The sequence below is a fragment of the Candidatus Latescibacterota bacterium genome (genome assembly GCA_019038625.1).
GTDB lineage: Bacteria > Krumholzibacteriota > Krumholzibacteriia > Krumholzibacteriales > Krumholzibacteriaceae > JAGLYV01.
Window position 1 is genome coordinate 1 of record JAHOYU010000210.1, and the last position, 9,922, is coordinate 9,922.

At 50.7% G+C, this 9,922-nt stretch carries 9 protein-coding genes; 4 read left to right on the forward strand and 5 right to left on the reverse strand.

Annotated elements, in window-relative coordinates:
• The 5 genes from KOO63_14200 to KOO63_14220 form a co-directional block, all read right to left on the reverse strand.
• On the reverse strand, nucleotides 1–407 hold a 407-nt coding region (locus KOO63_14200), incomplete at its 3' end, for a hypothetical protein (GenBank protein MBU8922965.1).
• Nucleotides 408–445: 38 nt separating this feature from the next.
• Nucleotides 446–1,108 carry a TrkA family potassium uptake protein gene (locus tag KOO63_14205; protein ID MBU8922966.1) on the reverse strand — a complete coding sequence of 221 codons (663 nt, stop codon included), beginning with the start codon at nucleotides 1,106–1,108 and terminating at the stop codon, nucleotides 446–448.
• A gap of 34 nt (nucleotides 1,109–1,142) precedes the next feature.
• Nucleotides 1,143–2,507 carry a TrkH family potassium uptake protein gene (locus tag KOO63_14210; GenBank protein MBU8922967.1) on the reverse strand — a complete coding sequence of 455 codons (1,365 nt, stop codon included), beginning with the start codon at nucleotides 2,505–2,507 and terminating at the stop codon, nucleotides 1,143–1,145.
• A gap of 38 nt (nucleotides 2,508–2,545) precedes the next feature.
• Nucleotides 2,546–2,905, reverse strand: a complete 360-nt coding sequence (locus tag KOO63_14215; GenBank protein ID MBU8922968.1) for a hypothetical protein — start codon at nucleotides 2,903–2,905, stop codon at nucleotides 2,546–2,548.
• 94 nt (nucleotides 2,906–2,999) lie between these two features.
• On the reverse strand, nucleotides 3,000–4,643 hold the full coding sequence (locus KOO63_14220; protein MBU8922969.1) for a ChaN family lipoprotein: 1,644 nt from the start codon (nucleotides 4,641–4,643) through the stop codon (nucleotides 3,000–3,002).
• A 123-nt stretch (nucleotides 4,644–4,766) separates the two neighbouring features.
• Between KOO63_14220 and KOO63_14225 the strand changes: the two genes are divergently transcribed.
• From KOO63_14225 to KOO63_14240, 4 genes are all read left to right on the forward strand, one after another.
• Nucleotides 4,767–4,952, forward strand: coding sequence for a hypothetical protein (locus tag KOO63_14225; protein ID MBU8922970.1), 186 nt, complete (start codon nucleotides 4,767–4,769; stop codon nucleotides 4,950–4,952).
• Nucleotides 4,945–7,209 (forward strand): acetate--CoA ligase family protein, encoded by a 2,265-nt coding sequence (locus KOO63_14230; protein MBU8922971.1) that lies wholly within the window; start codon nucleotides 4,945–4,947, stop codon nucleotides 7,207–7,209. Before KOO63_14225 ends, KOO63_14230 begins: the two co-directional genes overlap by 8 nt.
• Before the next feature lie 218 nt (nucleotides 7,210–7,427).
• Nucleotides 7,428–8,315 (forward strand): ABC transporter ATP-binding protein, encoded by an 888-nt coding sequence (locus KOO63_14235; protein MBU8922972.1) that lies wholly within the window; start codon nucleotides 7,428–7,430, stop codon nucleotides 8,313–8,315.
• A gap of 41 nt (nucleotides 8,316–8,356) precedes the next feature.
• On the forward strand, nucleotides 8,357–9,922 hold a 1,566-nt coding region (locus KOO63_14240), incomplete at its 3' end, for an ABC transporter permease (GenBank protein ID MBU8922973.1).

Below are 9,922 nucleotides of genomic sequence, written 5' to 3' on the forward strand. Positions count from 1 at the left end.
CCATACAGGTATGGACTCATGCTCGTAAAAGGCACGGATGGCCTGAAATACAAGTTGGCCGTAATTGGGACGGCTTTGATTTTGCTGTTGAAATTGATGGTCGAGCTTCCTCCCGATACAAAATATTCCGAACTGCCCGACATCAATCCCGCTCCCAGTCCTATCTCGATCATCGGTGATACAGGGTAGAAAAGCTCCCCCCCGAATTCAGGCACCCATTTAATATTATCAAGCTTTTCCCCAATTCCAATTTCTTCGTTTGCCTGATCGACCCAGTCATTATAATCAGAATATGAGATATGACTGAATCCCCCATACACTCGCGCGCCTATCCCCGCTCCTGCAGGCTCTGAGACAAATAACAGGGCGATTGCCATCAGGGACCCGATAATTGCAGACCTTCTCATACCTATTCTCCTTCCGGTGTCTTCCTCTGGTTGAATTACTATTTCTTTATCTGCTTGATCCGGTTTATATCCTCTCCCTTGCCGATAAGCACAAGCACGTCGCTGTCCTTGATAACAAAATCGGCCCCAGGAACAAGAACGAAGTTCTCAGGCACAAGCTCTTTTATTCCTATAACGTTGACGTTGTACTTCGACCTCATCGCCAGTTCCGCGAGAGACTTGCCGACGAACTCCACAATCGGGGCGATCTCTGCGATCATGTAATCTCCCGACATCGGCAGATAGTCGAGCACGTCCGGGGCCGAGAGATTCATCGCCACCTTCACTGCCATATCTTTCTCCGGAAATATGACATTCGTCGCGCCCACATTTCTGAGTATCTTTCCGTGGTCCTCGTTCGTCGCCTTGACGACTATTTTCTTCACTTCGAGTTCTCTCAGGTAGAGCGTTATGAGCGTGGCGGCGTTGGCATTCCCCCCCATACTCACTATCGACGCTTCCATTTCGTCAAGGCCAAGTGTTGCCAACATTTCTTTCTGCGTGGCGTCACCGATGATCGCCTGCGAACAGTATGGTCGTATCTTTTGTACCAGATCCTCTTCAATATCGAGGGCGATCACGTCGTGGCCTTCCTCGAACAGTGTACGAGCGACATGAAAACCGAAATTACCCAATCCGATCACAGCATACTTGTTCGACATAATTATTCCTTTCCACTCCCCGTCGGGAGTCCCCTTACCCTACCATCACCTTTTCCCCGGCATACTTGAATGGCCGTCCGTGCTCGGCGCGCGTAACGACATAGGCTACAGTGAGAAGTCCGACCCTTCCCACCATCATAAGCATGATTATCACGAGTTTTCCTGCTTCAGTCAGTGATGACGTTATTCCCATTGAAAGCCCGACCGTCCCGAAGGCCGAGACTGCTTCAAAAAGATATGATAGAAAATATTCATTGCCCGCGTGATTCGTCGTCATCTCCGTGATCAGCAGAGAGATAAGTCCGGCTGTCACGACCAAAACGGCAAGTATAAATACGGCCAGCGCGCGGGAGATCACATCGTCAGGAATAGTCCTCTTGAAAAGACTCATGTTCCTTCTGCCTGCGATCTTGCTCTTGAAGATCGCCATGAACACGGCCAGCGATGTCGTCTTGATCCCTCCACCACAGGAACCTGGGCTTGCCCCGACAAACATCAGCATGACCAGCATGAACAAAGTCCCGGGAGCGAGCCTGGAGATGTCGAGGGTATTAAATCCGGCAGTCCTGGCTGTAACAGACTGGAAAAGGGTAGTCAGGAGTTTGTCCTTGATAGATATCGACGATATCTCCCCCTTGCTTTCGGAGAGAAGTATCAGGCTCCATCCTGCCAGAACGAGAATAACAGTCGTGGCAATGACCATTTTTGTATGAAGAGAAACTGCCGGTCTGCGCTTTACGTTTCGATTAAAAAGTCTGTTCCTCAATTCGTAGATCACCGGGAAACCTATTCCTCCAGCGACGATTAATACCATTATTGTCATGTTCAACCATACGTCACCCTGATACTGAACGAAACTCTCCCGATAAGTGGAAAACCCTGCGTTGCAGAACGCGGAGACCGAGTGAAAGACACTATGATACAGCGCCTGTTTGAACGGCATCTCCCTGTACCAGAAAAAGAACAGCGATGCGGCACCGATCCCTTCAGCAACGAACGTGAAGACGAATATCGATCTTATCAGTTTTCTGATCTTCTTTATTGGAGCTGGAGTGAAAGTCTCTGTCATTATCCATCTCTGCCTCGTCCCGAGTCCCTTTCCAAGAAACAGGAACAGAAACACGGAAAAAGTCATCAGACCCAACCCCCCAAGCTGGATAAGGGCCAGGATAACGGATTTGCCGAACATCGTAAAATGAGAACCTGTTTCAACTACGACAAGCCCTGTCACACAAACAGCGGACGTCGCAGTAAACAGCGCATCGACCGCTGAAAGAGGGTCGCCCACCGAAGCTGCCGGCAGCGCGAGCAGTATCGCGCCGATGACCGCGGCAAGGGTGAAACTGATGATGACCAGCAGTCCCGGTCTCATCCGTTGAATGGATGTAAAAACCCTCATATCGTGGCTTTCTGGCCCAACCGTGTACGGTTAAACAGTTATTTGATGAACCCTATCCTGCCGGAATTATCAGCATCGACCCCGAGGGCCTTATTGGCGAATTCCTTCTGATCCTTCTCGGGAAACCTGACCACGGTAAGTACATTTCTCCAGGGCAGCAGGAAATTGACCGTGTTTGATTCTTTCTTTCTCTTGCTGACAGGAATATCTTTCCCGTCATTGTCCCGGATCTCAACGGTCAGGAAATGTCTGTTCTCCACCCACATACCGATCTCATCCACGGCGATTACCCTGCAGAAGAAAGGTCCGTCCCCTTCTATTCCGGTGAACTCTATACCCGCGGTATTCGTCAGCTTTACGAGTACGGTCTGATCGATAATATCTCTTGCATCATCCATTATTGACCTCCTGCCGTCACTTGACGGCACATTTCGGCTGATTCTGAACGTTAAGTGATAAAAATTCAAATAAAAACTGCTGGCAGGAATATCATTATCCGGACGAAAGTCTTTTTATGTATTCCAGATAGAGTCGGGAACCGCTGCCAGGTTCGCAGAAATCTGTCCTGAAAAGTCCGGCAAGTTCCTCTCTTGATATTCGTCCTTCATGATAGGCATTGTAAAGATTGCTTCCAAGTATTCTACCCAGGACCCTTATAATAAGCAGCCTCTCCCTGATATCGAGTCGAAAGATCTCTCGAAGCTTTTTCGTCACCCGCAGAGAGACTCCTTTCTCTCTTTTAAAATGATACTTGAGGTAAGCCGCAAGCCTGCGTGTTTCGATGATGGAAAATCCGTCGACTGGCCGAGTCACGGCCCCGCGGGCATCGATGCAGCCCTGCAGGTCGTCATCCGGGACGGAAGTGATGAGAGGATTGACGAGAAGTCCACCCACCCAGCTGAGACCCTCTTCGAATACGTAGGCATAAAACCTGTCATCCTCGCGGCGCTCCTTCCTGTTTCTCCTGCCGACCTCGTCCCTCATGGCGTAGAGCACAAACCTTGCGGCTTCCCTCGCCGCACAGGTCTGATCGAACCTGACCATCAGAAATATGTTCAGTCCGGGGAAATATTCCAGCCCCCTCACCCTCAAGTTCGCGCTTGTTGCCAGAATCCCCTCCTCGGTGACCTGCCTCGAACGAAGAAGACAAGCAAAAGAACTGTAGGTACTGCGTCTGTGCACTTCCGGAAAAACATCATCGATCGACTGCCCTACTTCCTCCCTTCCAGTCACCTCGAATCCAGTATCGCTGCCGGTTAGAAGTGAGAGTATATTCTCCACCATCTCTTCGAGGGAACTGAGCGCGGATTCGGATACCGATTTGTCCGACCAGAGATCCAGCATCGCGCGATATGACTGATATTTTATCACAGGTGAAGCGTTGAATATGCAGAACCTGCCCCTGCCCACCGATACAGCCGGGATGTCCTCCATACTCCTGAGCATCAGTTTCCAGTACAACCTGTCGATATTCTGTACGATCGTCGTTGTCCGTAGCCCGGGGGCGCAGACCTGTTCGACTTCCCGTGGCAGATGGCTGCCCGCAAGGTGGGATTCTCCGATTACAACGAGGATCTTATACCCGGGGAAAAATCTTCTGATTGAAGCGATCTTTCTCGCCATCATCCTGTCCCTGCGGCCGATGAACTTCAGATGATCGCGGGGTTCGTAGTCGATCCCAAAAACGGGGACGAGCGGTTCCTTCATGTCCATGAAGAACGGCCTGAAATTCTCCCAGTCAAAACCCCATTCCGATTCGTAATCGATTATCCGGAGAAACTCCTCTTCCCCGTAACTGCCCTTCATCCATCTGTCCAGGGATTCCTGTTGGTACTCGTACAACATCTCCAGGGCCAGGACCACTTTCGCGCCTCCTGCAAGCAGGCTCTTCAGAAGAAAGACAGCCCACTCCTGGCTGGCCTTGAGGGGATGATAATCTCCGAAATAGATGATATCACTGTTCAGGGCGCTTCCGAGTACGTCATCGAGATTGCATGTCTTGCGATATCTGCTGAATTCCCTGGTAAATCTCTTGATATATTCAGAACTTTCAGTCTTGTCGACACCGAAGATCTCCTCACGCAGCCCGGACACGATCTTCTTCTGGGCATCGATCTCCTGTCTTATATTCTTCAACGCCGTCATATCTCTCCGAAAAAGTAACCCCCACTATTCATTCGACAAGCTCATCCAACTTGAATATACTGTGTCATACTTCTTTCTCGGAGGATTATATTTATATCTTTAGCGGGAGTGTTGATGAACAGTCCTTTCCCAAAATGGTGCGCGCCTGATTGCGAACATGCTTCGTTCCCGGAAAAAAAACATCTAGACGGAGCGTGTCACACATTTATCGCGTTGTACTGCAGTAAATACGACAGACTTGTGCAGAAGAGTGCCCTCTGCCTGGACAATAAATACCATGGCGATGACAATAATGACTAAAAAGACTGACGACCTGCTGCATTCGATCCTGGAATCAGGACGCAGATTCATATATGAGCACGAAGCTTATTCGATCCTCGATACAGCAGGATTCCACACACCACGGACATCCTTCTATACAAAAATATCCCAGATACCCGATTCCGGAGCGCCGGACATGCCCGGCGACCGTGTAGTCTGCAAACTGATATCTCCTGAGATGCCGCACCGCTCGGAGTTCGGCGGAATAGTAGTGATCCCCAACTCAAAAGCTGCGATGGATTCGACCTTTGACTCGTTCAGCAATATATGCGATGAAAATGATTTTACACTTGCCGGGATGATGGTGGCCGAACTTCTTGAGATCGACGATCATGTGCCACATCAACTCCTCTTTACTCTGAAACAGGACCCATCTCTTGGGCCGGTGATCATCGCGGGACTTGGAGGGCTGGGCACCGAAGTATGGAAGGCTGGCCTGCGTGAAGGAGCAGCTCTGTTTATCCGATCGGCAGAAAAAGTCCTGGACCGTGATTCCACTCTAAAGGCTCTCGAAAAGACATTTTTCTATCCATTGATTACCGGTGGTACAAGGGTCTCCCGGAAACCGATGATCAAGCCGGAGAAAATATTTTCCGCTCTTGAAGCCATTGCCAGGCTCGCACTGGACTTCTCCCTCACTTCAAAGACATCCCGCGTCACTATAGATGAGTTGGAGATCAACCCGATTCAGATCACCGGCGACGGCAGGCTTGTACCTCTCGACTCGCTGATGCGGATATCAGAAAAAAGGACAACAGGGATCCATCCTCCCCAGGAAAAAATCGACAGCCTTCTGCATCCTGAAAACATGCTGTTGATCGGAGCTTCAGCCGACAGGATGAACATGGGCAGGATAATACTCAGGAACCTGCTCTCCACCGGGAAGATAGAAAAAGAGAAGATATTTCTCCTTCACCCGTCGGCCACTGAGATCGAGGGATGCGTGGCTTTCGAATTGATAGACGACCTTCCCGACAAAATCGATCTTGCCGTATTCACGATCCCTGCCAGTGAGCGGTCAGTTGGGATGATCGAAAAAATTATCACTGAAGACAAGACCGAATCGATGATCCTGATCTCCGGTGGCTTTGATGAGACCAGCGGAGGCAGACATCTTTCAGAGAGGATCAGGACGGCCCTCGATAATGCACGGAATGCCGGTAAGGGTCCGGTCCTTAACGGCCCCAACTGCATGGGGATCGTATCGGGGCCAGGCGGCTATAACACTTTTTTCCTCCCGGATTACAAGCTGTCCCCGGGCGGCTCCTTCGGCGAGAAGACAGCTGTGGTCAGCCAGAGCGGTGCCTGGCTTGTCACCCTGCTTTCCGCTCTGGACCTCTATGATCCCCGGTATATGATCACGGTCGGTAACCAGATCGACCTTACGATCACCGACTACCTGATAAAGCTTCGTGAAGACGAAAAGATCGATGTATTCATCCTGTATATCGAGGGATTCAAAGAGGGAGACGGCGAAAGATTTCTGAAAGTAGCGGGCGAGATCGCCTCCTCTGGCAAAAAGGTCCTGGTCTACAAATCGGGAAGGACTCCGGCCGGGGCTCAGGCCGCGGCTTCGCACACCGCCGCGATGGCCACAGACCATGAACTGTTCACCCGTCTTATGGAGGACGCCGGAATTTACGAGGCGGACACCCTCGAGGATGTCGAGGATGCAGTGAAGGTATTCACCCTCCTCGATGGAATACGGGTAGCGGGACGAAATGTCGGTATCTCGAGTGACGCGGGCTTTGAATGTTCGGTGGCTGGGGACAGACTTTACTCTCTGCGACTGGCCCGCTTCAGCGAAAAAACGATCGAGGTTCTGTCCGAACACCTGCCGTCGGGGATCATCGATGTTCAAAACCCTGTCGATGCCACACCGGCCATCACTACCGAAGAGTACGGAAAATGCGTAGAAGCGATACTCGAGGACGATAACACGGACTGCGCGGTCATTTCGAACGTAGCCGCCACATCGACTCAGGAAAATCTCCCTGCCGGCCCGGAACACGACGAAGATATCACAAATCCTGATTCTCATCCGAACACACTTATCAGGATCTTCAAAAAATACGATAAACCTGTCGTCTTCTGCATGAATGAAGGATCGATCTACGACCCGGCCGTCAGGATGATGGAAGAAGCAGGTTTGCCGGTATTCAGGAAGATAGACCGCGCAATAAGAGCCCTTGAACTGTTTGTGAGGTTCGGTCAGGAAAATGAGATTTCCTACTAGGGCCACCCTCCCTGTGATCATCTGGCCGACCGGGAATACCGGCTGGCGGTACACACCTTTTTTATTGTGTCAACCCTTTAACTGTAATAGGCTTGCACTCGACAACAACAATAAATGAAACCTTTTTCTGAAACCGCTGTCCATTTAAAAAAGACTGGAACAATAGAGAGCAGTCATCCGTAACAACGATACACTTCACCATCGGGCGAAAGGCTGTAATGAATATATCGATAGCAGACCTGAATATGGTCTACAAAAACGGAAAACATGCGCTCGACTCGGTCAACCTCGAAATAGGAAGCGGGATGTTCGGCCTCCTCGGCCCCAACGGCGCGGGCAAGACCACTCTGATGAAGATACTCGTCACCCTGATGAAACCATCCTCAGGGGATGTCAGTGTCGGAGACCTCGATCTGGTACGAAACAGACGGGAGATCAGATCGATGCTCGGTTATCTGCCCCAGGACTTCAGGTTCTTCTCCAAGCTGAGGACATGGGAATTCCTTGACTATGTGGCAAGCCTTTCCGGACTTCGTGAGACGAAAAAAAGAAAGCATGCGGTAGACGAGATGCTCGAACAGGTAGGCCTGTTCGATGTAAGGGACCGGATGGCGGGGAAGCTTTCCGGTGGGATGAAACGCAGACTGGGAATCGCGCAGGCGCTGATCGGTTCGCCGCAGATAATCGTCGTCGACGAACCAACGACCGGCCTCGACCCTGAGGAACGTATCAGGTTCCGCAATCTGATTGCCGATATGCAGCACCGGGATGTCACCATCATCCTCTCGACCCATATCGTCGGTGATATCTCGAGTACATGCAACGATGTCGCGCTTCTGCACGAGGGCAGGGTCGTTTACAAGGGAGATCCTGAAGGCCTCGTCGACATGGCCCGGGGCCACTCCTGGCGTTTCGAAGCACTGGAAAGCGAATTGGAAGACATAAAGGAACGTTTCTCGGTCATTTCCACTATTCCATCCGAAAACGGTTGGGAAGTCGATGTGGTCGGGGACAGTCTTGATGGGTATCCCGGGAAAGAGATAGATCCGGACCTCGAACACGCTTATGTATATTTCATGGAACACGAGGTCCCGACCGCCCAATAAACGAAGTATGCCAGTCGAACCAGTGTGAAAGGATTTCTCACATGATATCTTTCTATAATATCTTCACTGTAGCGAAGATAGAGGTCAGGACCCTTCTACGAAGCTGGTTCTTCAGGATATTCTCCGGCATCGCGATCATCTTTCTCGGTTTCTGGGATTTCGCGTCCCTATCGAAGGTGACACATTCGCCCTGGGCGTTCAGGGGGATCTCATCGACGATCCCATATATTTCGATAATGTTCCTTAACTCCGTACAGGCAGTGATAGCTGTCTTCCTCGCTTCCGATTTCCTCAAGAGGGACAAGAAACTCGACACGACCGAAGTCGTCTACATGCGTTCAATGACAAACGGCGACTATGTACTTGGCAAGACATTCGGGATCCTGTTTGTGTTCCTTATACTCAACGTCATGGTCCTGGCCCTGTCCCTGATCATGCAGCTGATCCTTGCTGAAGTGCCTGTCGCATGGATGGCATATCTTATTTACCCGCTTGTGATCAGCCTTCCTACCCTGGTCTTCATACTTGGCCTGTCATTCTTCCTGATGGTCCTCATCAGAAACCAGGCTGTCACTTTCATCGTGATCCTGGGTTATATAGCTACTACTCTCTTTTTTCTTGCAGGAAGGTTTAACGCCCTTTTCGACTACATGGCCTACAATGTTCCTCTGATGTATTCATCGATCACCGGGTTCAGTGATACTTCCACACTACTTCTCCACAGGGGCATCTACTTCGTTCTTGGAATGTCGCTGATCTCATTTACGATCATCCTTCTCAAGCGTCTGCCTCAGTCGCGGGCCATGACGGGATTATCTCGAATATCGGCTTTCGTCCTGCTGGCCCTGGCAGCGGTGATGATGGTAGCCTATACAGGAAATATCCGGTCGGGCGTGAAGTTCCGCAGGGAAATGGTCTCACTTGGAAACGAACTCTCGGAACAACCCGTCACGACTCCGGTCAGTTGTGATATAGACATCGTCCATGATGGCAGTCGGATCTCCGCGGAGGCTTCCCTGAAGGTCATCAACGATACTCCCTCCTCCATAGACAGGGTGATCCTGCGACTCAATCCGGGGCTTGAGGTCGAACAGGTCCTTTCCGGTGAAGTCGCGCTGCGATTTGAAAGGGAGAAACACATCCTTTACGTCAATCCTGCGGAGACGATAGATCCCGGGGAAACACTTTCGTTCAGCGTATCATACTCGGGTACCATCGATGAAGATGCCTGCTATCCAGACATCCTGGAAAAGGACAGGATGGCAGCATTGAGACTGGAAAACGCAGGAATGGTCAATATCGGCAAAAGATATTCTTTTGTCAGCAAAGACTACATCCTTCTCACCCCGGAGACCCTCTGGTATCCTGCGGCAGGCCCCGGTTACAGTTCTGAACATCCGGAAAACCATAGAAGAGATTTTATCGATTTTTCGCTCGACGTGACTACCACCCCTGACCTGAAAGCTGTATCTCAGGGCTATGCGGAAAAGACCGGTGAGGGGAAATACAGATTCAAACCTGAATCCCTCCTTCCATCCCTTACCCTTTCGATCGGCGATTTCGAATACAGGAGCATCGAGGTCGATTCGGTGGAATACGGGCTGTAT

Bases quoted from the DNA above. Each gene is read 5' to 3' on its own strand.
- KOO63_14205 (MBU8922966.1), bottom strand. From the start codon at position 1,108: ATGTCGAACAAGTATGCTGTGATCGGATTGGGTAATTTCGGTTTTCAT.
- KOO63_14225 (MBU8922970.1), top strand. From the start codon at position 4,767: ATGAACAGTCCTTTCCCAAAATGGTGCGCGCCTGATTGCGAACATGCT.
- KOO63_14230 (MBU8922971.1), top strand. From the start codon at position 4,945: ATGACTAAAAAGACTGACGACCTGCTGCATTCGATCCTGGAATCAGGA.
- KOO63_14235 (MBU8922972.1), top strand. From the start codon at position 7,428: ATGAATATATCGATAGCAGACCTGAATATGGTCTACAAAAACGGAAAA.
- KOO63_14215 (MBU8922968.1), bottom strand. From the start codon at position 2,905: ATGGATGATGCAAGAGATATTATCGATCAGACCGTACTCGTAAAGCTG.
- KOO63_14210 (MBU8922967.1), bottom strand. From the start codon at position 2,507: ATGAGGGTTTTTACATCCATTCAACGGATGAGACCGGGACTGCTGGTC.